Annotated in this window: 27 protein-coding genes and 1 rRNA gene; 20 read left to right on the top strand and 8 right to left on the bottom strand. The window is 52.0% G+C overall.

Features of this window, described 5'->3' with window-relative positions:
• Window positions 1–154: 154 nt before the first annotated feature.
• The 3 genes from G477_RS0113405 to G477_RS0113395 form a co-directional block, all read right to left on the bottom strand.
• Complete coding sequence (locus G477_RS0113405) at window positions 155–1,021, bottom strand: hypothetical protein (RefSeq protein WP_026698377.1); 867 nt, start codon at window positions 1,019–1,021, stop codon at window positions 155–157.
• A gap of 21 nt (window positions 1,022–1,042) precedes the next feature.
• Window positions 1,043–1,276, bottom strand: a complete 234-nt coding sequence (locus G477_RS0113400) for a PLDc N-terminal domain-containing protein (RefSeq protein WP_156897358.1) — start codon at window positions 1,274–1,276, stop codon at window positions 1,043–1,045.
• Window positions 1,277–1,514: 238 nt separating this feature from the next.
• Window positions 1,515–2,417: a TIGR01777 family oxidoreductase gene (locus G477_RS0113395; RefSeq protein ID WP_026698375.1), complete on the bottom strand. Its 903-nt coding sequence runs from the start codon at window positions 2,415–2,417 to the stop codon at window positions 1,515–1,517.
• Between the two features lie 84 nt (window positions 2,418–2,501).
• On the opposite strand from G477_RS0113395, the gene recX reads away from it, so the two are divergent.
• The 3 genes from recX to G477_RS0113380 all read left to right on the top strand — a co-directional run bounded on the left by recX (window position 2,502) and on the right by G477_RS0113380 (window position 4,244).
• Window positions 2,502–3,314 (top strand): recombination regulator RecX, encoded by an 813-nt coding sequence (recX, locus tag G477_RS0113390; RefSeq protein ID WP_026698374.1) that lies wholly within the window; start codon window positions 2,502–2,504, stop codon window positions 3,312–3,314.
• A 330-nt stretch (window positions 3,315–3,644) separates the two neighbouring features.
• A complete protein-coding gene (locus G477_RS0113385; protein ID WP_026698373.1) occupies window positions 3,645–3,974 on the top strand; it encodes a YfhH family protein in 330 nt (109 codons plus the stop codon).
• A 3-nt stretch (window positions 3,975–3,977) separates the two neighbouring features.
• Window positions 3,978–4,244 (top strand): YfhJ family protein, encoded by a 267-nt coding sequence (locus G477_RS0113380; protein ID WP_026698372.1) that lies wholly within the window; start codon window positions 3,978–3,980, stop codon window positions 4,242–4,244.
• Window positions 4,245–4,373: 129 nt separating this feature from the next.
• On the opposite strand, the gene G477_RS0113375 is transcribed toward G477_RS0113380, so the two are convergent.
• Window positions 4,374–5,363 (bottom strand): metal-dependent hydrolase, encoded by a 990-nt coding sequence (locus G477_RS0113375; protein WP_035212048.1) that lies wholly within the window; start codon window positions 5,361–5,363, stop codon window positions 4,374–4,376.
• A gap of 78 nt (window positions 5,364–5,441) precedes the next feature.
• On the opposite strand from G477_RS0113375, the gene mutY reads away from it, so the two are divergent.
• The 11 genes from mutY to G477_RS0113315 all read left to right on the top strand — a co-directional run bounded on the left by mutY (window position 5,442) and on the right by G477_RS0113315 (window position 17,156).
• Entirely contained in the window at window positions 5,442–6,500 is a 1,059-nt protein-coding gene (gene mutY, locus G477_RS0113370) for an A/G-specific adenine glycosylase (protein WP_035212047.1), read from the top strand.
• A gap of 40 nt (window positions 6,501–6,540) precedes the next feature.
• The gene (locus G477_RS0113365) at window positions 6,541–7,299 is read left to right on the top strand and encodes an SDR family NAD(P)-dependent oxidoreductase (RefSeq protein WP_026698369.1); all 759 of its coding nucleotides are present in this window, start codon (window positions 6,541–6,543) and stop codon (window positions 7,297–7,299) included.
• 62 nt (window positions 7,300–7,361) lie between these two features.
• Window positions 7,362–8,975 (top strand): gamma-glutamyltransferase family protein, encoded by a 1,614-nt coding sequence (locus tag G477_RS0113360; protein WP_026698368.1) that lies wholly within the window; start codon window positions 7,362–7,364, stop codon window positions 8,973–8,975.
• A gap of 373 nt (window positions 8,976–9,348) precedes the next feature.
• Window positions 9,349–9,900, top strand: a complete 552-nt coding sequence (locus tag G477_RS0113355; protein WP_026698367.1) for a chromate transporter — start codon at window positions 9,349–9,351, stop codon at window positions 9,898–9,900.
• On the top strand, window positions 9,897–10,433 hold the full coding sequence (locus tag G477_RS0113350; RefSeq protein ID WP_026698366.1) for a chromate transporter: 537 nt from the start codon (window positions 9,897–9,899) through the stop codon (window positions 10,431–10,433). The genes G477_RS0113355 and G477_RS0113350 overlap by 4 nt, the downstream gene beginning before the upstream one ends.
• A gap of 63 nt (window positions 10,434–10,496) precedes the next feature.
• Window positions 10,497–11,234 (top strand): enoyl-[acyl-carrier-protein] reductase FabL, encoded by a 738-nt coding sequence (gene fabL, locus G477_RS0113345; protein ID WP_035212049.1) that lies wholly within the window; start codon window positions 10,497–10,499, stop codon window positions 11,232–11,234.
• Between the two features lie 290 nt (window positions 11,235–11,524).
• Complete coding sequence (locus tag G477_RS0113340; protein ID WP_026698364.1) at window positions 11,525–11,983, top strand: DUF3939 domain-containing protein; 459 nt, start codon at window positions 11,525–11,527, stop codon at window positions 11,981–11,983.
• A 17-nt stretch (window positions 11,984–12,000) separates the two neighbouring features.
• Window positions 12,001–12,528 carry a nucleoside tri-diphosphate phosphatase gene (gene ntdP, locus G477_RS0113335; protein WP_026698363.1) on the top strand — a complete coding sequence of 176 codons (528 nt, stop codon included), beginning with the start codon at window positions 12,001–12,003 and terminating at the stop codon, window positions 12,526–12,528.
• Between the two features lie 711 nt (window positions 12,529–13,239).
• On the top strand, window positions 13,240–14,976 hold the full coding sequence (locus tag G477_RS0113325) for an ABC transporter ATP-binding protein (RefSeq protein WP_026698361.1): 1,737 nt from the start codon (window positions 13,240–13,242) through the stop codon (window positions 14,974–14,976).
• Window positions 14,977–15,040: 64 nt separating this feature from the next.
• Window positions 15,041–15,943 carry an ABC transporter ATP-binding protein gene (locus G477_RS0113320; protein ID WP_026698360.1) on the top strand — a complete coding sequence of 301 codons (903 nt, stop codon included), beginning with the start codon at window positions 15,041–15,043 and terminating at the stop codon, window positions 15,941–15,943.
• Window positions 15,933–17,156, top strand: a complete 1,224-nt coding sequence (locus G477_RS0113315; protein WP_245575530.1) for an ABC transporter permease — start codon at window positions 15,933–15,935, stop codon at window positions 17,154–17,156. The genes G477_RS0113320 and G477_RS0113315 overlap by 11 nt, the downstream gene beginning before the upstream one ends.
• Window positions 17,157–17,483: 327 nt before the next feature.
• Here the strand turns inward: G477_RS0113315 and G477_RS0113310 are convergent, their stop codons facing one another.
• The 3 genes from G477_RS0113310 to G477_RS0113300 form a co-directional block, all read right to left on the bottom strand.
• Window positions 17,484–18,563 (bottom strand): FUSC family protein, encoded by a 1,080-nt coding sequence (locus G477_RS0113310; RefSeq protein ID WP_026698358.1) that lies wholly within the window; start codon window positions 18,561–18,563, stop codon window positions 17,484–17,486.
• A 43-nt stretch (window positions 18,564–18,606) separates the two neighbouring features.
• The gene (locus G477_RS0113305) at window positions 18,607–19,920 is read right to left on the bottom strand and encodes a glutamate-1-semialdehyde 2,1-aminomutase (protein WP_026698357.1); all 1,314 of its coding nucleotides are present in this window, start codon (window positions 19,918–19,920) and stop codon (window positions 18,607–18,609) included.
• Between the two features lie 69 nt (window positions 19,921–19,989).
• The gene (locus tag G477_RS0113300) at window positions 19,990–20,661 is read right to left on the bottom strand and encodes a hypothetical protein (protein WP_026698356.1); all 672 of its coding nucleotides are present in this window, start codon (window positions 20,659–20,661) and stop codon (window positions 19,990–19,992) included.
• A 180-nt stretch (window positions 20,662–20,841) separates the two neighbouring features.
• Between G477_RS0113300 and G477_RS0113295 the strand changes: the two genes are divergently transcribed.
• The 4 genes from G477_RS0113295 (at window position 20,842) to perR (ending at window position 23,118) form a co-directional block, all read left to right on the top strand.
• Window positions 20,842–21,267, top strand: coding sequence for a hypothetical protein (locus G477_RS0113295; protein ID WP_026698355.1), 426 nt, complete (start codon window positions 20,842–20,844; stop codon window positions 21,265–21,267).
• Window positions 21,268–21,285: 18 nt separating this feature from the next.
• Window positions 21,286–22,236 (top strand): D-2-hydroxyacid dehydrogenase, encoded by a 951-nt coding sequence (locus G477_RS0113290; protein WP_026698354.1) that lies wholly within the window; start codon window positions 21,286–21,288, stop codon window positions 22,234–22,236.
• Between the two features lie 16 nt (window positions 22,237–22,252).
• Window positions 22,253–22,543 (top strand): cyclic-di-AMP receptor, encoded by a 291-nt coding sequence (locus G477_RS0113285; RefSeq protein WP_026698353.1) that lies wholly within the window; start codon window positions 22,253–22,255, stop codon window positions 22,541–22,543.
• A 137-nt stretch (window positions 22,544–22,680) separates the two neighbouring features.
• Window positions 22,681–23,118, top strand: coding sequence for a peroxide-responsive transcriptional repressor PerR (gene perR / locus G477_RS0113280; RefSeq protein ID WP_026698352.1), 438 nt, complete (start codon window positions 22,681–22,683; stop codon window positions 23,116–23,118).
• A gap of 16 nt (window positions 23,119–23,134) precedes the next feature.
• Here the strand turns inward: perR and G477_RS0113275 are convergent, their stop codons facing one another.
• A complete protein-coding gene (locus tag G477_RS0113275) occupies window positions 23,135–23,500 on the bottom strand; it encodes a YgzB family protein (RefSeq protein WP_035212046.1) in 366 nt (121 codons plus the stop codon).
• 524 nt (window positions 23,501–24,024) lie between these two features.
• On the opposite strand from G477_RS0113275, the gene G477_RS0113270 reads away from it, so the two are divergent.
• Together G477_RS0113270 and G477_RS0113260 are read left to right on the top strand one after the other, a co-directional pair.
• A complete protein-coding gene (locus G477_RS0113270; RefSeq protein ID WP_026698350.1) occupies window positions 24,025–24,927 on the top strand; it encodes a nucleotidyltransferase-like protein in 903 nt (300 codons plus the stop codon).
• Window positions 24,928–25,567: 640 nt separating this feature from the next.
• Window positions 25,568–25,700 (top strand): 16S ribosomal RNA (locus tag G477_RS0113260); the annotation flags it as partial.

Below are 25,700 nucleotides of genomic sequence, written 5' to 3'. Positions count from 1 at the left end.
ACAGAAAAATTTCTTTATAAACAGAAAGGAGGCACCTGAGCTTAAGCCCAGGTGCCTTCTTTCTGTTTTCGTACCATGTATATGGTTTTCAGCGGGAGAAGCTGCTGCCTTCCCTGAGGGTAGTGCTTGCAGAGACAGCTTTCCATCGGAAGGATCAGCTCTTTTTGATGGCCTGGACAACCGACTGCCGCAGCTGCGGGTCCACGGTGACTTCTTTCAGCCATTCGGTCATCGGTCCGTTATCCTCTTCCTTGAGCTTTTTGGAAAAGATCGTCAACAGCCGCTTCAATCCGTTCGTTCCGTGCTCACGATCGAGCTGTTCGGCACGCACGAGCAGCTGTTCGACTGTCTCCGTCCGGTCGGTCGGAAGTGCAACCGCCGCGTGGTACAGGTAGCCGTGGAGCGGCTTGCCTTTTCCTTCGTAGAAAAAGTCCTCCGCCGCTTTCTCCAGCATTTCAGGATGTTCCGGTACCTCCAGGCCGAGCTTCGGGAGAAAATCGTCAAGTCGGTGGGATCGAATGAAATCGTACGCTTTTTTCGGGTTCGCTTTTTCGACTGCTTCATCCAGCGCTTCCATGATCAGCGAGTCGGACGCCCCGTTTTCTTCCCGCTGCAGCGTGATCAGCCTGGACGGCCAGTGGTGTTTAATGTCTTCCAGAAATTCATCGCGGAGAAGCTTCTGGATGTTCTTGTTTTTCATTTTGGCCTGACTTTCCGGTTTGAGTGCATCTTTTAAGTCATCCTGAGTGACTTTATGCTGCTTCTTGCGGCCCTGAATTTCCTCGTACTTTGCGAGGGCCTCCCCGGATGCTTTCGTGGTGCGGTTTGATAAGAAAAAGGAATCGAGAAAACGTCCGTCATAGTCGAGAACAGCAAAAATAACCGGTGTGTCCTGGTCAAACAGGAGAACATCGATTGTTTTTTTGCCCGCCCCGTCCTCGTATTTGACGACGTAGCGCTGTTGTTTTTCCCCGTCCATGAAGACATTCTTTCCTAAGAAGCTTGGAGCAAGGTGTGTCATGTGTTCCACTCCTTCCAGTAGTTAGTCGTTTCTGATAATAAGGTAGACAATCAATCCGATAATCGGAAAGAAGAGTGTTCCGATCAGCATCAGAGCGGAGAACTCTCTGCTGTTTCCCTTGTAGACAGCATCCCGGTAGACCCAGATACTGGTCAGGATATTCAAAACCAGGATGAGCACAGCCGCCGCTGCAAAGAAGAAAAAGACGGAAGAGAACGGCGGTCCGATGACGGTAAACCCTGTCACTGCTGTCATTATATCATATCTCCTTGCGCAGCTACGATAAGGCAGAGAATCCAGCTTTTGGTCCGGTATACATGCCGGAAGCCTGAAGCAGCATTTCCAGGAAGTCAGAAAGGGACCGTCTCAACAATTGCGATTGAGACGGTCCCAGCCTGTCAGCGTCACGTTGACGGAGTGGAAGAACTGCATGCCGCTGGTTCGTCCGCTTCATTCGAATCGTGGAGCAGGAGAACGGCTGCCGTGCAGCCGGTCATCCTACCAGATCGAATAAGGCCTCATCGAGCTGCGGATAGTCAAATTCGAACCCGCTGTCCAGCAGTTTCTGCGGAATGACCTGTTGTCCTTCCAGGATCAGCACACTCATATCGCCCAGCGCCAGCTTGACCATATTGGATGGGACAGGGGCCCAGAATGGACGGTTCAGCGTGTTGGCGAGCGACCGGCCGAAGGATTTCATTCTTTCCGGGGTTGGAGCAGTAATGTTCACTGGTCCTGCCAGGCTTTTGTTCTCGATGCAGTAAAGGAGGGCGGATGCGGCGTCCTCCACGTGCACCCAGGACATCCACTGCTCGCCGGTGCCGATTTTTCCGCCGGCGCCCATCTTGAATGGAAGCAGCATTTTCGCCAGTGCCCCTTCTTCATCGTCAAGCACGACGCCGAAGCGGGAGAACACCGTTCGGACATATGGTTCTGCCCGCTTTGCTTCTTCTTCCCAGCGGTAGACGACATCAGCCAGAAAATCGTCTCCTGGTGTCGTGTCGTTCTCAGTGAACGTTTCTTCAAACGAGGTACCGTAATAACCGACAGCGGAGCCGTTGATGAGCACTTCCGGTTTGTTTGTCAAGGCTTCGATGATCCGCACGGCCTCCCGTGTGGCATCGATCCTGCTGTCGAGAATCTCTTGTTTTTTCTGGTCGGTCCATCTGCCGCTGTTCAGGTTTTCGCCCGACAGATTGATAAAGGCATCGATGCCTTCAAGCTGGGACTCGGGAGCATCTCCGCTGTTGAGCCAGCCTACGTAATGGACGTTTTCGGTCGCCCGCTTATTATAAGGATTTCTCGTGAGAATAATGACCTCATGGCCCAGTTCGGTCAATTTATTCGTTAAGGTGCTGCCGACCAGGCCGGTGCCGCCTGCAATTGCTGCTTTCATATACACTCCTCCTCCTATATGCTAATAGTAGTATTCCCTTCTTATGAAGGAACTCAAACGCAAACATCAATGGGGGAAAACGACATGCCGGAAATTACGAAGATTAAAGCAGCCGTCAAGACGAAGCACCGTTACCATATTTATACGAAGCAGGGAGAGAAGGAAGTGTATACGTTCTCTGTGTCAGAGGACGTGCTGATTCAGGAGGCACTGGCAAAGGGGAAAGAGCTGACAGCAGAGGAGATCGAGCGGCTCAAAGAGACCGATGAAATGGACAAAGCGTATCAGCGCGCCTTGAACTTTCTATCTTTTCGGATGCGCTCAGAAAAGGAACTCCGGGAGTATCTTCGGGGGCAGGAAGTACCGGAAGAAGAGCAGGAGTGGATGGTGGAGAAGCTGTATGAACTCGATTTTCTGGATGACGAGCGCTTTGCCGCATCGTTTGTACGCACGAGACGGGACCAGTCCAAAAAAGGGCCCGGGGTCATCCGGCAGGAGCTGAAGCAGAAAGGGATCGATGGGGAGACCGCGGAAAAGGCGCTGGAGCAGTACTCGGAAGAGGAAGAGATCGATCTTGCCCTTGCGCTCGTAGAAAAAAAGCAGAAGAGCTACCAGAAAGACGCTGCCAAAATAAGAAAGCAGAAGCTGATGCAGTTTCTGATGCAGCGGGGCTTCAGCAGCAGTGCCGCTTCCGCAGCGATGGAAGCAGCGGACCTGGAGTCCTCCGATGAAGCGGAACTGGAAGCGGCTCAGGCTCATGCGGAAAAACTGGAGCGGCGGCACAGCAGTAAAGACGAGAGAACAAGAAAACAAAAAGTGAAGCAGGGGATGTACCAGAAAGGATTTGCAAAGGAGACGATCGAAAAGGTGCTTGAAAATCTTGAAGAAAACGAATAGACTCTGCTTTTCCCAGAGCAGGGGGAAACGGTATACTGGAAGACGTGGGAACAAAGACGAGCAGCGTCTGTTGTTCCATGATAGGAATGTGTAAGTTTTCATACAGTGTGACGGCGGCTCCATTCGCTGCTCGGGAAGAAACAAAGAACGTTTTCTTCCCTCAAAAAGCTTGCAGCGCTTCCGCACGCCGTTCCGACCAAAAGGCGCTTTGCGCTTTTGTTCAGAACAGCCTGTGCCGCTTTGCAGCGGAATCAGATAGAGGGTGGACCGTCACACGGGAGACGCCATTCGTGACAGCTCCACCAGCAGTATTCGGAAGGAGGAACCAGCATGAATGCACAGTACAGCCGAATGACGGAAGAAGCACTCAGAGAAGAAATCAAAGAACTCCGTGTTGCGGCTCAGAAAGCCGAAGCGAAAGGGATGATCAACGAATATGCGGTGCATGAGCGGAAGATACTCATGGCAGAAGCATACCTGCTCGATCCTGCTGATTATGAAGCAGGTGCGGTTTATTCCATGAAGGACGATCCGGCTGAAACGTTTGAAATAAACTATATGAACGGAGTCTTTGCCTGGGGGTATCGAAACAGCGGAAAAAAACTCGAAGCTGTTCCGATCTCCGTCCTTGGAAATAAGCTTTCTCAAGGGGAGGGATAAACGATGGAGGAAACGAAAGACAGGTTGACGAGACGATTGATGGAAAAGAACAAAGACTTGACGTTTCAGGACGCGCAGACGTGGGTGGAACTGCTCTGGGAGGACTTTGAGGCGACTTATGCTAAAGCCGGCCGCTCCTACAAAGGGGAGGACATGGCTGAAAAGATCGTAACGCAGTGGGTGGACAACTACGGAGACCGGCTGCATGAGCTGGCTGCGCGGTATCCAAAGTATCAAAAATGGTTCCAGCAGCGCAGACACCATAAATAACGGGAGCAGGAGAAGTGCGCACGAAGACGATGCGCTGTTTTGAGGAAAGAGCAGGCGGGACCAGAAGAAGGCCGCCTCTGCTGTAAGAGACGGCCCTTCTTCCTATGACGCTGCCTGACTGCTGCAGGATCAGCTTTCGGATGTTTCCCGGAATTCCAGCTTCCGCTGCAGTGTCTGCGTGTTGTAGATCCAGCCGGTATAGGAGCTGAGAATCTCCAGGTTCTCGTCGAGCCGGACGATGGCAACAAAAGGATAGTATCCTTTACTCCGGTACCGGAGATCGACGAATTTCACCGAATATCCGTGCTGTTCAATCGACACGGCCCAACGGTATGCCGGGGAGAAGGAGAGAAACGATTTCAGATTCCGGTCCTTTCTGGCGGCATTGATGACGATATCATCGGGTATCGGTTCAAACGGGTACGTTTCAAAATAACGGATTTGTCCTCTGCGGGATTCGGCGACATACATCCATTCAGGCGTTCGGATGACGAGATGCCAGCGGGTCCAGCTGAAGGTCGGCGATGTCAGGATGTGGGTCGCGTCCGGATGACGCGCGTACATTTCTTTATGAACCTGACGCTGGGCGTGGATCCTCCAGATGTAATAAGCAGTGATAATGACATACATAATCAAAAACGTCCAGCCCGCCGGCGTGCCGAAACGCCAGAATACGATGGCAGCGATATGTGCCAGGAAGATGAATGGATCAAAAATGTTGATAACCCCGAGGGCAAGCCAACGGGGATTAATGGGGGCGAAGGCCTTCACGCCGTATGCATTAAAGATATCAACGAAGACGTGCATGAACACAGCAAAAAAGGTCCAGAGCCATAGATGATACACATTGATGCCGGGCAGCAGCATGTAGAGCATGAAGGTGATAAGCGTCGGCCAGATGAACCAGAAAGGGATAGAATGTGTGAGCCCCCGGTGGTGGCGGATGTAGACGGCATTGTTGCGGAGCTTGAGCACCGTGTCGAAGTCCGGTGCCTGGGAGCCGACGATGGCTCCGATCATGACGGCCTGCGTCATCGCGGGAGCTTCAGCGACGACAGGATCCATCGTGGCAAGGCCTCCGATGGCAACACCCATCACAACATGTGTAGCTGTATCCATAGTAACCACCCCCAATCCAGTACTGACGATACCCTTAGTTTACCCTTTTTCTATTGCTTTCAAAAGGAGTTTTTGTACATGCAGGTGTTCGATACGAAACAATTCCAGGAGGAGCTGCTGGACTGGTATGAAGACCAGAAGCGGGACCTTCCCTGGCGCCGGGAAAGAGACCCTTACCGCATCTGGGTCTCCGAGATTATGCTGCAGCAGACGAAAGTAGACACCGTTATCCCTTATTTCCACCGTTTCATGGAAGCCTTCCCGACATTGGAAGCACTGGCAACCGCAGAGGAGCAAGAGGTGCTTAAACAGTGGGAAGGGCTCGGTTATTACTCCCGGGCGCGCAACCTGCACCAGGCTGTACAGGAGGTGCAGGAGTACTATGGTGGCAATGTACCAGATACGGAAGAGGAGATCAAAAAGCTCCGCGGCGTCGGCCCTTATACTGCCGGTGCCGTGCTGTCGATTGCCTACGGTGTTCCAGCTCCGGCTGTCGACGGAAATGTGATGCGGGTCCTTTCCCGTATATTTTCTATCTATGATGACGTCTCCAAAGTATCCACACGAAAACGATTTGAAGCAATCATCCGCAGTATTATAGCAGAGGAGGCGCCTTCCGACTTCAATCAAGGACTGATGGAGCTCGGTGCCGTGATCTGTACACCAACGAGTCCGGGCTGCCTCATCTGCCCGGTTCAGGCGCAGTGCGCGGCAAAGGAGGAAGGGGCGCAGGAACTGCTTCCAGTCAAGCCGAAGAAAAAGCCGCCGAAAACGCAGCATCTCACCGCAGGCGTACTGGTAGACCGGGAAGGGAATGTGCTTGTGGAAAAGCGTCCGGATACCGGGCTGCTGGCGAAACTCTGGCAGTTTCCGAACGTCCCGCAGGAAGAGGAGGATTCGCTGTTTCCGCCGGAAGCAGTCATAAAAGATCCATCGTGGATGCAGGTGCGGCATGTCTTTTCCCACCTCGTATGGGAAGTACGTGTGGTCTATGCAGAGATCGATGCGGTTGACGCCGTGGGGGAGCGGCAGCGGATGGTCAGCATGACCGAGTTGGAGGACCTCCCTTTTTCCGTCTCGCATCAAAAGATTCTGCAGTCGCTCAAAAAACAGCGGCAGGGAGAAAATCAAAATTGATGGAAGCAACGTCATCATCTTCTAGGAGGAGGAATAAAACATGGACTTAAAGCTGCAAGGGAAAAAAGTACTTGTGACAGGTGGTTCAAAAGGAATCGGGCTCGGCATTGCCGCTGCTTTTCTTCGGGAAGGAGCAGACACTGCAGTGGCAGCAAGGGGCGGTGAGGCACTGCAGGAAGCGGCAGCCTTATATCCCGGTCTCCGCACGTTTCAGGCGGATGTCATGCAGGAAGCCGCACGTACCGAGCTGATGGACCGTTGTATTGCCGATATGGGTCAGATTGATATTCTCATTAATAATGCAGGAGGCTCTGCCGGTGGAGCTACGATGGACACGTCCTTACGTACATTCGAAGAAGCGATGCAGCTGAATTTTTTCTCGGCAGTGCATCTTTCCAAGCTGGCTGCGGAAGATATGCAGCAGCGTCAGGAAGGGAGCATCATCAACATTTCTTCTATTTTCGGACGGGAGTCCGGAGGGAAGCCGACCTATAACAGTGCGAAAGCTGCGATGATCAGTCATACGAAGAGCCTGGCTGATGAGCTGATCACTTCCGGGATCAGAGTTAACGGCATTGCACCGGGATCTATTCTTCATCCAACAGGAAACTGGCAGAAGCGGCTCGATGAAGATCCAGAGAAAATACAGGCATTCGTGGAGCGGGAAATACCGGCCGGCCGCTTCGGGACAGTTGAAGAAATCGCTGATACCGCCGTCTTTCTTGCTTCGCCCAGGGCATCCTGGATCGTTGGAGCATCGCTGAATGTAGATGGTGGACAATCGAACGCGAATTTTTAGTGATTCGGCATATTCTTTCGAGAGACGTACTATGATAAGCTCGACAGCAGAGAGGATGATGAGTGATGACACAAGAAGCAAACAACTACCCTTACCCGTCGCGGCGTCAGGTAACATACGGCCGCAGCGGGATGGTCGCTACATCGCAGCCGCTGGCAGCACAGGCAGGGCTGGATGTGCTGAAAGAAGGAGGCAACGCTGTAGACGCCGCCATAGCAACAGCGGCCGCTCTGACGGTGGTGGAGCCTACTTCGAATGGGATTGGCAGTGACGCATTTGCGCTCGTCTGGATGGACGACAAGCTCTACGGCCTGAATGGCAGCGGACAGGCACCCGCAGCACTGTCGATGGAAGCACTGAAAGCTCAAGGAATCTCCGAGATACCGAAATTCGGCTGGACGCCGGTAACGGTTCCCGGCACGCCGAAAGCTTGGGCTGCGCTCTCAGAAAGGTTTGGGCGCTTAAGCTTGAGCGAAACGCTTGCTCCCGCCGTGCGACTGGCAAGAGACGGCTTCCCGCTTTCGCCGACGCTCGCCCGGTTCTGGAAGCGTGCTGCCGAAAATTTCAGGCAGGCGCTGCAGGGGCCCGAGTTTCAAGGTTGGTTTGACACCTTCACACCGGACGGCCGCATCCCGGAAGCCGGTGAGATGTGGCGTTCGGAAGGACATGCCCATACACTGGAGGAAATCGGCCGGACAAACGGAGAGTCCTTCTATACAGGAGCACTTGCAGATCAAATAGACGCTTTCTCCAGAGAGCATCAGGCTTTCCTGCGGAAATCAGATCTGGAAGCCTATGAACCGGAATGGGTCGATCCGATCAGTGTGAACTACAAAGGCTATGACGTCTGGGAGATTCCACCGAACGGACAGGGCCTTGTTGCTCTCATGGGGCTCAACATCCTGAAGAACGACTCCTTTGTGCACCGCGATACAGAAGAGACGTACCATAAACAAATTGAAGCGATGAAGCTGGCCTTTGCTGACGGGGAAAAATACATCACCGAAGAAAAAGAGATGAGCCGCACAACCGCTCAGCTGCTCAGCAGTTCCTATGCCGAAGAGCGTCGTGCGCGCATAGGCGAAGAAGCACTTGAGCCGGAAGCCGGTGATCCAGCATCATCCGGTACCGTCTACCTTGCAGCAGCGGATAAAGACGGAAACATGGTCTCCTTCATCCAGAGCAACTACATGGGCTTTGGTTCCGGTGTCGTCGTTCCAGGTACTGGTATCGCGCTTCAGAACAGAGGACACAACTTCAGCATGGACCCTGAGCACGACAACGCTCTGGCTCCCGGCAAGAGAACGTATCACACGATTATTCCCGGCTTTTTGACGAAGGATGGCAGTGCGGTCGGCCCGTTCGGCGTCATGGGCGGCTTCATGCAGCCGCAGGGACATATGCAGGTAGTCATGAACACGATTGATTTCGGACTCAACCCGCAGGCGGCGCTGGATGCACCGCGCTGGCAGTGGATGAAAGGCAGGCAGGTGCTGCTCGAGCACACAGTGCCCCACCATATTGCACACGGACTTGCAGCACGGGGGCACCAGGTGCAGCTGACTCACGAAGAAGGCAATTTCGGACGTGGCCAGATCATTTGGCGGGATCCGGAAACGGGGGTTCTTCGCGGCGGCACGGAGTCCCGGACCGACGGCGCTGTCGCCGTCTATTAACAGGCGCACAACATCGTTTCAGGGGCCGTCTCCAACGCATGTTGAGACGGCCCCTGGCTGTTTATAAGGACATTGTTTGGCTCTAAAATGAATGCTGGGGTAGAGGTTCCTTTCTGTGACGTTTTTTCATTCGTTTCCGGCGTGGATACCAGTGGGATGTTCGCGCCGCCTGATGATCCTTTTTCCTGCTCGGAAGGCAGGGGAATAGCTGAAGGCAAGCTTCCGCCGGTAAGCGAAGGAGAAAATACAAAGGAAAGAAGACATCTACCTCTTTTTTTACGTAATCAACAAGCTGGGGCTGTCGGATGAAGCGGGCTTGTGATCTAAAAGAAATCATCGTATCATCAGGCTGTACGGAAAGGATGTGGAACGAGTGAAAGAGCACGGCAATATTTTTATGGCGTTTCTCCGGGTCGGTCTGCTCGGATACGGCGGCGGTCCGGCAGCGATTCCGCTGATCCAGCGGGAAGCCGTGGATACATATGAATGGATGGATGAGAATGAATTCTCCGATATTCTCGCCATCGGCAATACGCTTCCAGGCCCGATTGCTACGAAAATGGCCGGCTACATCGGCTATCGGGTAAAAGGATATACCGGCATGCTCAATGCCATTGCGGCATCTGTTCTGCCAACGGTGATTCTCATGATTGCGCTGCTCGTATCACTTGCCTCTTTCCGCGAATTAGACTGGGTGCAGGGCATGACTTACGGCGTGATGCCGGTGGTGGCTGTGATGCTCGGGATGCTGACGTGGAGTTTTCTGCAGAAATCAACTAGTGATCTCGGATGGAAGGTGATGCTTTTCCTGGTTCTTCTCTCCGCGCTGCTGATAGAACTTGCCGGGCTGCATCCGGCAGCATTTATTGCTGCCTTAATCCTCTATGTTCTGATCAAACCGACTAGGAAGGAGCGGTCCTCATGATTTACTGGGACATATTTTTAGCCTTTTTTATTCCCGGCATTGTCGGATATGGCGGGGGACCGGCTACGATCCCGCTGATTGAATATGAAGTGGTGCACCGGTATGACTGGATGTCGATCGAAGAGTTTGGTGAAGTACTGGCCCTGGGCAACGCCCTGCCCGGACCGATTGCAACGAAGATGGCCGGGTACATCGGATTTGTCGAAGGGGGCATTCTCGGGGCCTCGGTGGCTCTGTTTGCGACGATCGCCCCATCTTTAGTGATGATGGTCGTGCTGCTCAGCCTCCTGCTGAAGTTTAAAGATTCACCGAAAGTTAAGAAGCTCTCCGCCATCGTGCGTCCCACGATTGCTGTGCTCCTCGGTGTGATGACGCTCCGTTTTGCCGGGACGGCTTATGACGATACCGGCGTGCTGCAGACCGTCTTTCTACTGGGAGCCTCGTTTTACCTGCTGCAGATCAGGAAGGTTCATCCAGCATTCGTCATTGCCGGTTCTCTGCTGTATGGAGCTTTGTTTCTCGGCGGAGGGTAAGAGACCTGGACAGTACAAGCCTGTCCAGCAGGAATGATGGTAAAGAAGGAGGAATACATGAATATGGAAAAAACAGCTTTGATCACCGGCGGCAGCAGAGGAATCGGCAGGCAGACTGCGCTGACCCTCGCTGAAGCGGGGTATAACATCGTCATTAACTACGCACGAAGCCGCTCCAGCGCCGAAGAGACAGCCGAAGAAGTACGCGCATTCGGAGTGAAGGCACTGACCGTACGTGCCAATGTGACGAAAAAAGAGAAACTCGAAGCGATGTTTGCAGAAATCGACAACCACTTCGATCATCTCGATGTGCTGGTCAACAACGCAGCGTCTGGTGTCCTGCGTCCAATGATGGAACTGGAGGAGAGCCACTGGGACTGGACGATGGACACGAACTCGAAAGCGATGCTGTTTACAACCCAGCTCGCTGCAAAGCGGATGAAGCACGGCGGAGCGGTCGTCAGCCTCAGTTCCCTCGGTTCCATGCGCTACCTGCCGAACTATACGGCGGTCGGCGTGTCCAAAGCAGCTGTAGAGGCGCTGACTCGCTACATGGCCGTCGAACTCGCTCCCGGCATCCGTGTTAATGCGGTATCAGGCGGGGCTGTGGATACAGATGCACTGAAGCATTTCCCGAACAGAGAAGAGCTCTTGGAGGATGCTGCCTCGAGGACACCGGCAGGACGTATGACCGAACCGAAAGACCTCGCAGCAGCTATCCGTTTTCTCGTCTCCGACGAAGCTGCCATGATCCGCGGACAGACGATTGTCGTCGACGGCGGGATTTCCCTACTGACGTAAATACCGCCAGGAGAAACGTCCGGCGGCCCGCAGCGTTCTCCGACGAATAAAATATTGTGAAGCCACTTGTCCCTCTCGTGCCGGAAGATACTTTCTTCCGGCACGATTTCGCATTCCGGCTGCTTCGCCTGTTGCAGCAGGAGATGGTACGTTCCACTGCTAATCCTGTATCACTAGATTTCAGCTGAATGGTGTTAATTTTGTACTGTCATAGTATAATAGAAAGCGAGACAAAAAAGATCATGAGCAAAGCCGGCTGCCGATGAATAAACGTGAGGGAGGAACCGGGGATGTGGAACAAGAAAAAGAAGCGCCGCAGAAAGGAAGCGGAAGAACCGCCGCAGGTGATACCATCCAGTGAAGAGGATGTCCGCCGCGCGGTGAATCGCTGCGCAGATGAACTGGATTCCCGTCTTTCGCTGAGAACCATCATTCTGTCCGATAATCAAATTGATACGGACTATCTTATTCCTCATCTAGGGGGAATACCGGATAAACCCTGGTATATGTCAAAAGAAACATTTGATATTTTTGACAACGAAGAAGAGGCCAAATGGGTCGATCGTGTACAGATTGCATGTGACCAGTATTTTCTGGAAAAGGGAGAGCTGCCCTGCATGGGAACAGCACAAGCCTACCGCATCAGTTATTTTATGCTGAAGGATTATCTGCTCGGGGATCCTCCTGTGGAACTGTATATTGATCCGAAAGACCGGATGGTGACGCATCGCAGACCGGCGGAAACCTAGCAGAAAGGAGCTGCAGTGTGGAATTTCCGACGGTTGGAAGCACAATTGAAGTACAAAGCTACAAACACAATGGCAGCCTGCACCGGGTGTGGGAAGAAACAGTCATACTCAAAGGGACGACGCATGAAGTGATCGGCGGGAATGACCGGATTCTGGTTCAGGAATCGGACGGTCGCTTCTGGCGGACAAGAGAACCGGCAATCTGCTACTTTACCGCCCACAGTTGGTTCAACGTGATCGGAATGATCAGGAACGACGGCATCTATTACTATTGCAACCTTGGAACACCGTTCACGTACGATTCGGAGGCGTTGAAGTATATTGATTATGACCTCGATATTAAAGTATTTCCAGACATGACGTACAAACTGCTGGACGAGGATGAATTCGCCCAGCACAAAAGGCAGATGAATTATCCGGATGAAGTAGAAGTCATCCTCAGAGGAGCAGTAGACGAACTGATCGGCTGGATTAGTTCGCAGAAAGGGCCTTTCGAGCCGGGATTCATTGAATACTGGTACGAAAGGTTTCTTCAGCACCGTTAAAGGACAGCCCCGTCTATCTCTTTTTCAAAGTATCAGAATGTATAAGTTCTCATTAAGGGTGACGGCGCAGCCAGCTGCACGGGGAGCATGAAGAACCTATGCTTCCCTCAAAGAAGCTGCGGTACACGCCGCTCCGATCAAAAGGCGCTCTGGTTCTGAAGCGCCCCTGAAAAAGGGGACTTCTCTAAACAACAATGTCCGAGCCGGTATCACGGTCTCGACGCGGCTGTTTGACCATCTGCTCCTCCAGCGCCCTGGCGCGGGGGCCGTCTCCACAGTTTTTGGAGGCGGCCCTCTTTACCGATGGCAACGGAAAAGAACAAGGAGGCTTGCGGCTGTACCTGATCAAAGCCGCTCGTTCGGCTTTCTTCCAGCCGTTCCAAGAAATCAGGCGGGTTTTTCAGGTGATAAGCATGGATACGTTCTCATCGATGGAGACGTTGGCTTCGTGCGCCGCGCAGGAAGGAAGAAGATCCTTTTCTTTCCTTGAAAAGCCTGCAGCGACGCCGCACGTCGTGCCGACCAGAAGAAGCTCCGCGCTTTTGATCGCGGAGCTTCCGTTTCCACGCAAGGGAGACGGTCTTCCCTTCAGCTGTCCGGCATCGCTTCATGCTCAAGGGATCGAGGCTTTGAACGAAGAATCAATACGGAACATGAACAGAGCAGGAAAACGCCTGCACGTGCTCCATTGTAGAAACAGGTGATGTGTCAGTGGATAGTATAAAACGATATTTAGCATTTATAAAACCATACTGGAAGCAGATTATTATTACAATTCTGATCGGTATGCTTAAATTCGGCATACCGCTTTTGATTCCGCTCATTCTGCGTTACGTCATTGATGACGTGATCGGAGCGGAAAACATGACCACGCAGGACCAGATGAGTTCCCTGATCTGGGTAATGGGCGGCGCCTTCTTTATTTTCGTCGTCCTGCGTCCGCCGATTGAATATTACCGGCAGTACTTTGCCCAGTGGACGGGGAACCGGATTCTCTACGATATCCGGGAGCAGTTGTTTGACCACCTGCAGAAACTGAGCCTGAAGTTTTATTCCAACCGTAAAGCCGGCGAAATTATTTCCCGGGTAATAAATGACGTGGAGCAGACGAAAAACTTCATTATGACCGGCATGATGAATATCTGGCTCGACATGTTCACTATTATCGTGGCGATTATCATCATGCTGACGATGGACGTATGGATGACGCTCGCTGCCGTAGCGCTGCTGCCGCTTTTCGGGTTTTCTATCAAATACTTCTATGCCCGCCTGCGTGATTTGACGAGACGTCGTTCCCAGGCACTTGCAGATGTGCAGGGCCACCTACATGAGAGGCTGCAGGGAATCAGCGTGATCAAAAGTTTCGCGCTCGAACCGAAGGAGCAGGAACAATTTGATCATCAAAATGAAAACTTTCTTCACCGGGCACTCGACCATACGAAGTGGAATGCCAAAACGTTTGCCGTAGTCAATACCATCACGGATACTGCGCCGCTTCTCGTCATATTTGTCGGAGCTGCGATGGTCATCCAGGCCGACTTGACGGTTGGAACACTGGTCGCCTTTGCCACTTACATGGAAAGGCTGTACGGCCCGCTGCGCAGACTCGTCAACTCATCCACCACCCTCGTGCAGTCGATTGCCTCGATGGACAGAATGTTTGAATTGATTGATGAAGAATACGATATTAAAAGCAGGCCGGACGCTGTGCCTTATACGCACGGAAGAGGAGAAGTCCGCTTCGAGGACGTGACGTTTGCTTATGAAAATGAAACGGTGCTCCATCAGCTCAACTTCACTGCCTATCCGGGAGAAACGGTAGCGGTAGTCGGGATGAGCGGCGGTGGAAAGAGCACCATTATGAGCCTTATTCCACGGTTTTACGACGTTACCGAGGGATCGGTTAAGGTGGATGGAAAAGACATCCGCGAGTATGAAGTCCGGTCGCTGCGTTCTCAAATCGGGATGGTGCTGCAGGATAACATCATCTTCAGTGATTCGATTCTCTTCAACATCCTCATGGGGCGCCCGGATGCAACGGAGGAAGAAGTAGTAGAAGCGGCGAAAGCAGCCAACGCCCATGACTTCATCAAGAATATGCCTGAAGGTTACGACACGAAAGTCGGCGAGCGCGGAGTGAAATTGTCAGGAGGACAAAAACAGCGTGTGGCGATCGCACGTGTCTTCCTGAAAGATCCAAAGCTGCTCATCTTCGACGAAGCCACCAGCGCACTGGACCTCGAAAGTGAGAGGCTGATTCAGGAATCGTTGGATTACCTGGCGCGTGACAGGACCACGTTCCTCGTTGCCCATCGGCTCGCTACAGTGACGCATGCCGATAAAATCATTGTGATGGAGAACGGAAGAATTGCCGAAACCGGCACACATTCCGAACTTCTTCGGGCCGGCGGCCGGTATTCGGATCTATACAACATTCAGAACCTCTAATTGAAACGCATGTCCTTCTTTTTCGTATATCAGGAAGGAAACGGAAAACGGAAGGAGAGAAACCATGACACTGGAGCTGCATCAGCTGCACAAAACATTCGGGGCACATGAAGCCGTCAAATCACTCGAGGTCGAAGTGGAAGAAGGGGCCATGTTCGGCATGCTCGGATCGAACGGAGCCGGAAAGACGACCACGTTCCGCATGATCCTCGGCCTGCTGGATCCTTCGCACGGTTCGGCACTCTGGAAACAGGAGCGGATTGGGTATCACCGCACGCATCTTTTCGGCTATCTGCCGGAAGAGCGGGGACTCTTTCCGAAGCTGACGGTGAAAGACCAGCTGATCTACTTGATGAAGCTGAATAAAATGAAGCGGCCGGATATCCTCACGGCAATGGATTACTGGCTCGACCGCTTTCAAATTCAGGAGTACAAAGACAAAAAAGTGGAAGAGCTCTCGAAAGGCAATCAGCAGAAGATCCAATTTATGGCTGCCGTGCTCCATCGGCCGGAGCTGCTGATTCTGGACGAACCTTTCAGCGGGCTCGACCCCGTGAATGCTGACATGCTGAAGGCTGCCGTGCTCGACCTGCAGCGGGAAGGCACCACGATCGTATTTTCAAGCCATCAGATGCGCAACGTCGAGGAGCTGTGTGACGACATCCTCATTCTGAAACGAGGAGAGCCTGTACTGCAGGGGCATTTATCGGAGATCAAGCGGAGCTATGACATGAAGCGCGTGTCGATCAAAACGGATATGCCGCTTGATTTTCTCGACGACGCCGAAGGGATCCTTGAAAGAGAGGATACGAAGCTGGAGACGAGACTGAAAGTGGAGAATGAAGCGGTGGCAGAAAAGCTGTTCCATGAGGCGGCTTCCCGTGGATTTCTGAGGAAATTTGAACTGGAAGAACCGTCGCTGCACGACATCTTCCTCGATAAGGCGGGTGAAGAGAATGATGACTAACTTCTGGACAACGTTTCTTCATACAGCAGGCAGGAGAATTCGTTCGAAGGCGTTCATGATCTCCACCGGTATCATGGCACTGTTGATTTTTGGTTTTTTTCAGGTGCCCGCACTGCTTGATGCAGCCGGAGGCGGGGAGGACCCGGAGCCGCTGCAGGTGTATGTGGAGGATCACTCTGCGTTTGAAGGGGAGGCCGCAGAGCGTCTTGCAGAACGGGACGGCTTCGTCTTCTATGAACCTTCTGATGATGCAGAAGCTGATGCAGATGCACCACGGAGCGGCGGTGTTGTTCTGAGCGGCTCGCCTGCTTCATTGGATGCGGCATTCTACAGCATCCCTGCAGTTGAAGAAGGGGTGATAGAACAAGATATCCAGCAGGTGAAAGATCAGCTTGCTGCTGAATCTGCGGGTCTGCCGGAAGAGGATCTCGAGGCATTGACGGCGCCCATTTCCGTCGAGCGTGTACCAGTAGAAGGGGAGACGCAGCAGGCGGAAGCCGGCAGCGGGGAGTACTGGATGGTCTACATACTCGTCTTCGCGATATACTTAATTGTACTGACATTCGGATCCATGATTGCAACCGAAGTCGCCACGGAAAAATCGTCCCGGGTGATGGAGCTGATTGTCTCAAGCATTAATCCTGTTACGCAGATGTTTGGCAAACTGGCAGGCATCGGCGCGGCCGGCGTCATCAACTTGTCCATTCTAGGCGGAGCTGCTTTAGCCGGTGCCTGGCTGACTGGTGAAGAGGCCGTCCAGTTTTTCTTTGATGATATTTTAAACCTGTCCCTCATTGGATTCGCGCTGCTGTTCATTCTGCTCGGCTACTTCTTGTACGGCGGGATTGCCGCGATGCTGGGCGCCCTTGTCAGCCGGGCCGAAGAAGTGAACCAGGCGATTCAGCCGCTCATCTTCCTTGCGATGATCGCTTTCTTCCTCTCGATCATTGCCCTGAACATACCGGATGCAACGGTATTCCGGGTGTTGTCCTACGTGCCTTTCTTTGCTCCGCAGCTGCTGTTTCTGCGGATTGGTATGGGGACCGTTCCAGGCTGGGAGGCAGCCTTGATCATCCTGATCCTTGTCGTCAGCGCGGTGCTCATCAACATCGCAGCAGCAAGAATTTACAAAGGCGGCGTGTTGATGTACGGCAAGTTTTCTTTTAAAGAAGGCATTCGTCAAGCGCTGACGCTGTCGAGAAAAGAGAGCTGATGATTCCGGAGCAGGGAGACGTAAAAAGACCAGCCGGCGGATAGTACCGCAGAGGCTGGTCTTTTTGTGTTTAACAGGGGGGACGTGCTGTGATCTCTGCGGGACGTTCCGAAGTGCCGTTCAGGGGAAAGCCGGTCTTCTGGTATCAAGATCGATCAGCATCGACCAGCGTATCCTGCAGGTGCAGGCAGAAGACGGCGGCTGCGCTCGATGCACGGGTAGAACGAAGCCCTCCTTCACCACGAGCCGTTTCGACTAAAAGACGTCCGCGCTTTTGTTCTATTGCAGCATTGTCAACAGAGCACGTACCGGGTCCCATGGACGTCGCTATAATTCTTTGTCTGTAATTTCTGCTTCGTTATGCTCCTGGTGGTACGTATTAAAGCCGTCCACCAGCCGGTCCAGATGCTCCAAGTGCTCCGAGTACTCTATAATCAGGGCAATCACCGGGAGGAAGTGGATCCAGGAGGCATAGTCGAATTCCTTGTCCCGCTGGGAAACAAAGAACACGGAAACGAGCTCTTTCTTTCTCTCCGTAATTTCTTCATAGAAATCGTTCATGGAATGGGCACGGACGCGGCCCATGTATTTCTGCATGATGCGCTCGTGATAGTTCGTGAAATCATCGAGCTGCTGCCGCAGCATATCCTCGACCTCTTCGGGCAGCTGATGCGTGACGTGATCATGCTTGGCGAGGCTTTTTAAAATGTCTTCCGCTTTCCGTGTTGTACGGATCATCTGCCGGAACAGCACAATCTTTCTCATCCTGGCGTATTCCTGCTTCCGGAAGAGGCTGCGTTCTTCTTTATAGAGCGAGAAGATGGATTCTAGTTTGACGATGGAATCGCGGATCCGCTGCTCATCCTCTTTCAGCGTTCGATAATCAATATCATGGTGCAGAAGGAGCCGGATCCACTGCATGATCTCCTCATTGATGCCGGAAATTTTATGATACATTTGATTTTCGTGCTTCGGAGGGAGAAACAGCATATTCACGACAAAAGCGGAAAAGACACCCGTCATCACGAGCAGGAACCGGTCAGCTGCGAGAAGGTAAAAGTTATCTGCAGGGCTTCCCATGATGATAACGGCGGTGACAACAGCCAGCGGAATGATTGATTCTTTTTTCCACTTGATGTGGATCGCAATCACAAGGACAACGACCGCACCAATGACAAAAGGTTCACTCCCGAACGCAGTAACGAAGGCAACTGCGAGGAGTGCACTGATGATGTTCGCCTGAATTTGATCCCAGATCAGCGTCAGGCTTTTATGAACCGAGGGCTGGACGGCGAAGAAAGCAGCCAGCCCGGCGAAGGCAGGATTTACGAAATCAAGCCACATAGCAGCATACAGGGCGAGCGTGACTGCCAGGCCAGTTTTAAAAATCCGGGCACCGAGTTTCATGATACGTAATCCTTTCTCTCTCGTTTTTGCAGACAGAAGTCTGCTATTCTGCTGAAGCCTGCACGGAAAAGTCGTTTTCTGCGAAGACTTCTTCTACTTTTCGAATGGTATCTTCTATATCCTGTTCCGTATGCGCCGTGGTAAGAAACCATGCTTCGTACTTCGAGGGTGCAAGATGAACGCCCTTATCCAGCATCGCATGGAAGAACAGCGCGAACATGTCGGTGGAAGAAGCTTCAGCATGCGCGTAGTTCTGTACATGATCGACTCCGAAATAGACGGTCAGGGCGCCCTTCAGCCGCTGGACGATGGCCGGTACGTGATACGATGCGGCAGCGGCTTCGATTCCTTCCTGCAGCCTCGCTCCAAGACGGTCGAGGTACTCATACGTTCCTTCTTGCTGAAGCACTTCCAAACACGCGATGCCTGTTCGGATTGAGGCGGGGTTGCCGGCCATGGTACCTGCCTGATAGGCAGGACCGAGCGGAGAGATTTGTTCCATGATGTCTTTTCTCCCTCCGTAGGCGCCGATCGGCAGCCCTCCGCCGATGATTTTGCCCATTGCGGTAAGGTCAGGCTCGACACCGAGCAGATTCTGCGCGCCGCCGTACATGAAACGGAAAGCGGTAATAACCTCATCGTAGATGACGAGCGATCCATTCGCATGAGCCAGCTCGTTGACTTTCTCAAGAAACCCGCTTTCTGGTTCAACGATGCCGAAGTTTCCGACGATCGGTTCGACGAGAATGCCGGCAGTCTCTGCCCCGAAGGAAGCCAGCGCTTTTTCCAGAGCATCGGGATCGTTAAATGGGACCGTGATCACATCCGCTGCCGTACTCGCCGTGACACCGGCGGAATCCGGATTGCCCGTAGTAGAGGGGCCGGAACCGGCAGCGACGAGGACCGGATCCGAGTGACCGTGATAACAGCCGGCAAATTTAATCATTTTATTACGGCCTGTATAAGCTCTAGCGACACGAATGGTGGTCATTACTGCTTCCGTACCCGAATTCACGAATCGCACACGTTCCAGGGAAGGGACAGCTTCCTGCAGCATCGAAGCGAATTCATTTTCGTACTTTGTCGGTGTGCCGATGAGTACACTGTCCTCGGCCGCACGCTGCAGCGTGTTCGTGATGTGCGGATGGGCGTGTCCGGTGATGATCGGCCCATAAGCTGCCAGGTAGTCGATGTAACGGTTCCCATCCTCGTCCCATAAGTAAGCACCACTGCCTTTTTCCATAAAAACAGGGGTGCCGCCGTTTACGCCTTTATATGCTCGTGAAGGACTGTTGACTCCTCCGAGAATTTTCGTTTCTGCTTCCTGATATAATTTTTCTGAATTGCTGCGTTTCATCCTAGCATCCTCCTCCGGTTTTTCCTGCATCATTGTATCATAGTCGGGGAAGAAGGAGGAGGGGGTGCTTTACGGATTCGGGAAAGCGCCGGCAATTTCTTCAGGATCATTCGTTTCAAGGATGGGGCCATTAGAGGTGAGCAGGGTGAACCGGGCATCCATCACTTCCTGTTCCTGTCCTTCCAAAAATTCGACCGACAGCCGCTCCCTTTCCTGAAGATGCTCACGAAAAGAGGAGAAATAGAGCGTCCACTCTGCACTCTCCGCTTCGGTCGTGAGGATGCGGTAGTCTTCCTCCTGAAGCGGTTCATAAAAGGTATAAAGTTCTTCAGTGCTGTATGGTTCCGCCTCCAGTCGAGCATGCTCTACGCCGGGAATAAATCGCGGCTGATACGTCAAGTACCTTTCGAGCGAGGTGCTTTTTCTTTCAATCGGCTCTTCGAGTTCAAGACGCACCTTCTGATTCGGTGCAAGCTCGGCTGCACGGATACTTTCTTCTCCGGTGCTTACTTCTTCATCCATCCGGACGGAGGCAGCATATGCTTCAAGCTCGAAATCGCGCAGCGGATGTCTCGACGTGTCTTCCCTGATGTAAGGACCGCCGACGTTATCTTCAATTAAGATGAACAATCGTCCATATCCATCCGGAGGTCCAGCCGCATGACCTTCAATTTCATCGAGGGTCTCTCTACTGCTGCAGGCTGTCAGAACAAGGCCCGCGGCGATAAGAATCCATTTCATGATGCATTCACTCCTGCCATCGCTTTCGTTCTCATTAGTATAACATGCGGCGGCGGCAGGAAAGAAAGCGGTATTCCCGGGGGAGAGAGTATATCTAAATATTCTTTCGTGAGGGAACAGACAGGAACTGCTTTTACCGGCTTTCTCTGCTAAAATAAAAGTAGAAAGGTGGGGTAACGCATGAAGCAGATGCTGCCTTTTCTTATCATCATCGCATTAATAGGCGGAGTCGTATTTTGGATGCAGGATGATTATGAGGGACCGTTCCAGCCCGATCACGAAGACGCATCGGAGACGGAAGACTGGGAAGCAGTCTTTTATATCGATGAGGCTGACAGCGGCGAAACGATGATGGGCCTTCGTCTGGAAGCGGGAGAGAACGTAACCGTTGAGGAGGTGCAGTCGATTGAATTTTTCGTCGACAGTGCCGTGAAGGGCTTCTTTTATCAAAATCTGGAGCTGGACGATTTTGATGGTACAATCGACTATTCAGAACCGTGCCCCGCCTGTGAGAACACCTCCAGTGTGAGCGGGAGGGCGCTGTTGAACTGGGATGACGGAGAAACGCATTCGTCCCAGCTCCAATTCCGTATAGAAACCGAGTAGGAAAGGTCGTGGTTGTTCGTGGCGGTGGTATCTTCGGCAGGACTGCGGGAAGATCTGGCTGACGACTTGAAACGTCGTTTTCCGCAGGAAACGTTTTATTTCTTTCGTAACATCAAAGAAGCAGCTCCCTATTTAGGGGAGGCAGAAATCTTCATTACGTATGGAGAAGACTTGACAGGTCAGGATATAAAAAACATGGTATCCCTGCGCTGGATCATGGTGATCTCAGCCGGAATGGACGAAATGCCGTTTGAAGAGATTGCCGCCAGAGACATTCTCGTTACCAATGCAAAAGGCATTCATGCCGGGCCGATGGCTGAATACGCGGTTCATCGGATGCTGCATTATTCCCGCAAAACGGAGGTCGTGCAGAAGCAGGAACAGGAACACTACTGGTCACGCGCTCCAGTAATGGAGGAGCTGCGCGGGAAGCAGCTGCTGATTGCCGGTGCCGGGGCTATCGGCAGCGAAACCGCCCGGCTGGCACAGGCTTTCGGTATGCACACGATCGGCGTCAACGCTTCAGGGAAGCATGTCGACCATTTTGATCAGGTGTATCCAGTGGAGGACCTTCTCAAACACCTGCCCCGGGCGGATTTTGTGATATCGGTTCTCCCGAAGATGCCGGAGACAGATGGCTTATTCTCGAGAGCAGCTTTTGAGAAGATGCAGGAGCATGCCCTTTTCATTAACATGGGCCGGGGGAATGCGGTGGATGATGAGGCGTTGATAGCCGCTGTAGATGAAGGAAGACCTGGATCGGCTGTGCTGGATGTTTTCGATACTGAACCTCTTCCAGTGGAGCATCCTTTCTGGGATCATCCGAAGATTACGGTCACCCCGCATCTGTCCGGCATATCACCACAATACCAGCCCAGGTCGATGGATATTTTTCATTGGAATATGGAAGTCTACCGCGGAGGAGAAGAATCATACTGGAACCTGGTCGATCCGGAAAAAGGGTACTAATAAAGGAGGGATACCAATGAAGCTGATGATCTGTATTGTACAGAGAAGGTATAGAGAAGCGATGGAAGAAGGGTTGACCAGTGCCGGCTACCGAATGACAGAGCTCGCCAGCAGCGGAGGGTTTCTCAAAAGAGGGAGCACAACGTTTCTGATTGGTATTGATCCAGAGGACGCAGAGGCACTCCGCGGACAGATGCAGCAGATCTGCTTGGAGCATGAGAAGAAAAAGGGACTTACTGGAGAAGGGGGCCATCGGTACACCTCCTTTATGATCGATGCGAAAGACAGTATTCCTTTCATCGGCTGAATGGCCTTCGTTGACATAAAACAGAAGTCTCCGATATACTGATTGTAAGTATTATTACCTGATAATTTATGTTGAACTGTCTCAACAGGGACACGATACATGCGTAAATCTGTCTGTTCGAATGAGAGGTGAGAGTGATGGAAAGTCAAGAGCTCCGTGAAGCCCTTCAATCATTGAAGAGTACGAAGGTGAGGATGACGCCGCAGCGCCATGCTATTCTGGAATATTTATTTGAAGCTCAAATTCATCCTACTGCCGATGATATCTACAAAGCACTGGAGAGCCGCTTTCCCAACATGAGTGTTGCCACTGTGTATAACAACCTCCGGGTATTTAAAGAGGCCGGACTTGTACGTGAGTTGACGTATGGAGATTCATCCAGCCGGTTCGACAGCAATACATCGGATCATTATCACGTGATCTGCGATGGGTGTGGGAAAATTGTAGACTTTCATTACCCGGGTCTCGATGAAGTCGAGACGCTGGCAGAACATGTAGCAGGATTTAAAGTAAGAACGCACCGAATGGAAGTATATGGAACATGCCCTGACTGCAGCGGCAGAAGCAGGCATTAAATAAAAGCAGAACCGGTTACTCGCCGGTTCTGCTTTTATTTGATCTATTATTATACTGCGGGTCGAATTCTTTCCCTTCCAAATCCGGGTCCAGTGTCAATGGTTCGCTGCAGTGCATGCAGGCATCCACCCTGCCGAGAACTTTCGTCGGCTTTTCGCATTCCGGACACGTGACCTGTACCGCTTTCGACGACATCATCCCAATCCAGAAATAGATGATCGTACTGGCGATGATGGCGAAAAATCCAAGGAGCATGAATGTGGTCATAATAAGAGGCATAGTCTGAAAGAATAAACCAAGATACATAATGATAATACCGGCAAAGATAAGCACAAGGGCAAATGTCCGGATTTTATTGATTTTACTCGTAGAACTAAACATGAATATCACGCCTTTCGGCAATATTATAGCACAGGTGGAAGCGAAGGCACAGAAAAGAAAACGCTGAAACAGTTCATCTTAATAGAAGGAAACCGCTTTTCTAACTTACTGCTTTGTCTACCGACCCTTTTGCTAAGTATAAGAATATATAAGATTTCATTAAGGGTGACGGCGGCTCTGACAGCTGCTCGGGAAGCAGGAAGAACCCATGCTTCCCTCAAAGAACCTGCAGTACAAGCCGTTCCGACCAAAAGGCGCTTTGCGCTTTTGTTCCTGCCCCGGTGACGTCCAGAGGGCGATGCCTCCGTAAGGATCTGACCGGGAAGCAGCAAAAGGGAAGGGTCCAGGATCTTTCAACAGCTTGTATCAAACCGGCCGCCGCGGCTTGAGCTGGTGCATGCAGCATGCCTCCTCCATAAAGAACTTCTTTCACTTCCCGTGACGGACTGTAAGATATTTAGAGGAAACGACTGTTCTTTGTCGAATTATTTAACCAGTACCCAAGGAATGGAGGAGTTCCTGTCATGGAAGAAATGATGCGTGAACTATATCAAGAACACAGCGGCAGTCCTCTCACCCTTTCAATGATCGTCTTTCAAACAAAGTCAGAAGATAAGCTGTCCTCAGAATACTTTGATGCCCTCTTCCTCATTGTTCAAGAAGACGCTGAACACCCTTGGAGGATTCACCACTATGAATCGGGGAACTGGAGAGCTGCCGTCCACACGATTACGAAAGCAATGGAAACGGAGTGGCTCGACTACCATCGGCGTATCCATACGATAGACTGGTTCATGAACGGCGAGGTTATCTTTGATAAAAATCAGGGTGCGAATAACATCCTTCATAACATAAGTACGATGTCAGCGGAAGAACGGGAGGTTTCCGCAGGACGGGAGTTTGCCCGGTCTATTGGTTATTTTGAAGAGGCGAAAGGGCTTTTTCGATCCTTTCAGTATTTGGACGCGTTTCATAAAATCATGGAGGTCCTGCTGCACCTCGCCCGCCTGTCCTTTATTGAGCACGGTCTTGCGCCGCGGAGTCCGGTGTGGGAAGAAATAAAAAAGGTGAACCCGGATATTTTTAAACTGTACACGGAATTGATTGCGGGAGAGGATCCACTTCCGGAAAGACTCGATCTTCTCATTCTGGCACTGGAATACGAAATTGGAGCCAAAACGCGCGAAGGAACGGCTCATCTGCTCACCGTGATGAGAGAAAGAGCAGGAGCCTGGGAAGCTGACGAACTTCGTCACCGCCTCCCAAGCACAACAACAGCAGAGCTGAGCTTGTTACTCGAATACCTTGTGAGAAAAGGTATCATCGACGTGAAGCTGGAAAAGGCAGGAGGAGAGACCCTCTACCATCGCAAATACACGGCTGGCAATTTCCACTTCATGGAGGGAGCCGTCTCGAATGGACCTTGAGCCCGGCCGTCTTTCTTATGCTGGAAAGCGGTGGGCCCCAACCATATCCCGCTCAAAAAGAGAGCAGCGATGCCGCAAGACTTGGATCGGTGTCATCTTCATGTCTGCATCGTCTGCTTTAAGAACGGAGTTTCAACGTGAGCGGCCGAATGAAAGAGAAGATCAATCCACTTTCATCCTGGCTTCCTGCAGAGTAGGATCTCGTGGAGGCAGCAGCAACCGTAACGGAACCACTCCCTCCGGCAGTCGGCGTCCTGCATATCCTCAATGAAGAAGCCTCAGCAGGAAACATCCGCATTTCTTAGAAAGACGGTTTGAAAAATTCAAGATCATGTATTGCGTCGATTTCTGCTCTGTGCTATATTATTATTTGTCGCCGCGGAAGAGACCGCAGCCGACAACAGCACAAATAACTTTTTCAAAAAAGTTATTGACGGTACAAACGTCCACGTGCTATATTAATAAAGTCGCCGAAAACGAGCGGCGCACGAAACAGCTCTTTGAAAACTAAACAAAAGATGATGAGAAGGAACAAGAGAATGAATCATTCTCTGTCAATTTTTACAGGAATCTTTAGCCAGATTCCGTCTTGAAAGACCGGTTATCATGCCGGTGCTGGAAGATCAATGATCTTCACATTTTAGTGGAGAGTTTGATCCTGGCTCAGGACGAACGCTGGCGGCGTGCCTAATACATGCAAGTCGTGCGCAGGAAGCAGGCGGAACTCTTCGGAGGGAAGCCTGTGGAATGAGCGGCGGACGGGTGAGTAACAC

Source organism: Alkalicoccus chagannorensis DSM 18086 (genome assembly GCF_000429725.1).
Classification (GTDB): Bacteria; Bacillota; Bacilli; order Bacillales; family Salisediminibacteriaceae; genus Alkalicoccus; species Alkalicoccus chagannorensis.
The sequence above is the reverse complement of the archived record's forward strand: the minus strand, read 5'-3'. Positions and strand labels throughout refer to the sequence as shown.

Excerpts from the sequence above, each read along its gene's own strand:
- G477_RS0113405 (WP_026698377.1), bottom strand. The coding sequence starts at position 1,021 with ATGACACACCTTGCTCCAAGCTTCTTAGGAAAGAATGTCTTCATGGAC.
- G477_RS0113400 (WP_156897358.1), bottom strand. The coding sequence starts at position 1,276 with ATGACAGCAGTGACAGGGTTTACCGTCATCGGACCGCCGTTCTCTTCC.
- G477_RS0113395 (WP_026698375.1), bottom strand. The coding sequence starts at position 2,417 with ATGAAAGCAGCAATTGCAGGCGGCACCGGCCTGGTCGGCAGCACCTTA.
- recX (WP_026698374.1), top strand. The coding sequence starts at position 2,502 with ATGCCGGAAATTACGAAGATTAAAGCAGCCGTCAAGACGAAGCACCGT.
- G477_RS0113385 (WP_026698373.1), top strand. The coding sequence starts at position 3,645 with ATGAATGCACAGTACAGCCGAATGACGGAAGAAGCACTCAGAGAAGAA.
- G477_RS0113380 (WP_026698372.1), top strand. The coding sequence starts at position 3,978 with ATGGAGGAAACGAAAGACAGGTTGACGAGACGATTGATGGAAAAGAAC.
- G477_RS0113375 (WP_035212048.1), bottom strand. The coding sequence starts at position 5,363 with ATGGATACAGCTACACATGTTGTGATGGGTGTTGCCATCGGAGGCCTT.
- mutY (WP_035212047.1), top strand. The coding sequence starts at position 5,442 with ATGCAGGTGTTCGATACGAAACAATTCCAGGAGGAGCTGCTGGACTGG.
- G477_RS0113365 (WP_026698369.1), top strand. The coding sequence starts at position 6,541 with ATGGACTTAAAGCTGCAAGGGAAAAAAGTACTTGTGACAGGTGGTTCA.
- G477_RS0113350 (WP_026698366.1), top strand. The coding sequence starts at position 9,897 with ATGATTTACTGGGACATATTTTTAGCCTTTTTTATTCCCGGCATTGTC.
- fabL (WP_035212049.1), top strand. The coding sequence starts at position 10,497 with ATGGAAAAAACAGCTTTGATCACCGGCGGCAGCAGAGGAATCGGCAGG.
- G477_RS0113340 (WP_026698364.1), top strand. The coding sequence starts at position 11,525 with ATGTGGAACAAGAAAAAGAAGCGCCGCAGAAAGGAAGCGGAAGAACCG.
- G477_RS0113320 (WP_026698360.1), top strand. The coding sequence starts at position 15,041 with ATGACACTGGAGCTGCATCAGCTGCACAAAACATTCGGGGCACATGAA.
- G477_RS0113315 (WP_245575530.1), top strand. The coding sequence starts at position 15,933 with ATGATGACTAACTTCTGGACAACGTTTCTTCATACAGCAGGCAGGAGA.
- G477_RS0113310 (WP_026698358.1), bottom strand. The coding sequence starts at position 18,563 with ATGAAACTCGGTGCCCGGATTTTTAAAACTGGCCTGGCAGTCACGCTC.
- G477_RS0113305 (WP_026698357.1), bottom strand. The coding sequence starts at position 19,920 with ATGAAACGCAGCAATTCAGAAAAATTATATCAGGAAGCAGAAACGAAA.
- G477_RS0113300 (WP_026698356.1), bottom strand. The coding sequence starts at position 20,661 with ATGAAATGGATTCTTATCGCCGCGGGCCTTGTTCTGACAGCCTGCAGC.
- G477_RS0113295 (WP_026698355.1), top strand. The coding sequence starts at position 20,842 with ATGAAGCAGATGCTGCCTTTTCTTATCATCATCGCATTAATAGGCGGA.
- G477_RS0113285 (WP_026698353.1), top strand. The coding sequence starts at position 22,253 with ATGAAGCTGATGATCTGTATTGTACAGAGAAGGTATAGAGAAGCGATG.
- perR (WP_026698352.1), top strand. The coding sequence starts at position 22,681 with ATGGAAAGTCAAGAGCTCCGTGAAGCCCTTCAATCATTGAAGAGTACG.
- G477_RS0113275 (WP_035212046.1), bottom strand. The coding sequence starts at position 23,500 with ATGTTTAGTTCTACGAGTAAAATCAATAAAATCCGGACATTTGCCCTT.
- G477_RS0113270 (WP_026698350.1), top strand. The coding sequence starts at position 24,025 with ATGGAAGAAATGATGCGTGAACTATATCAAGAACACAGCGGCAGTCCT.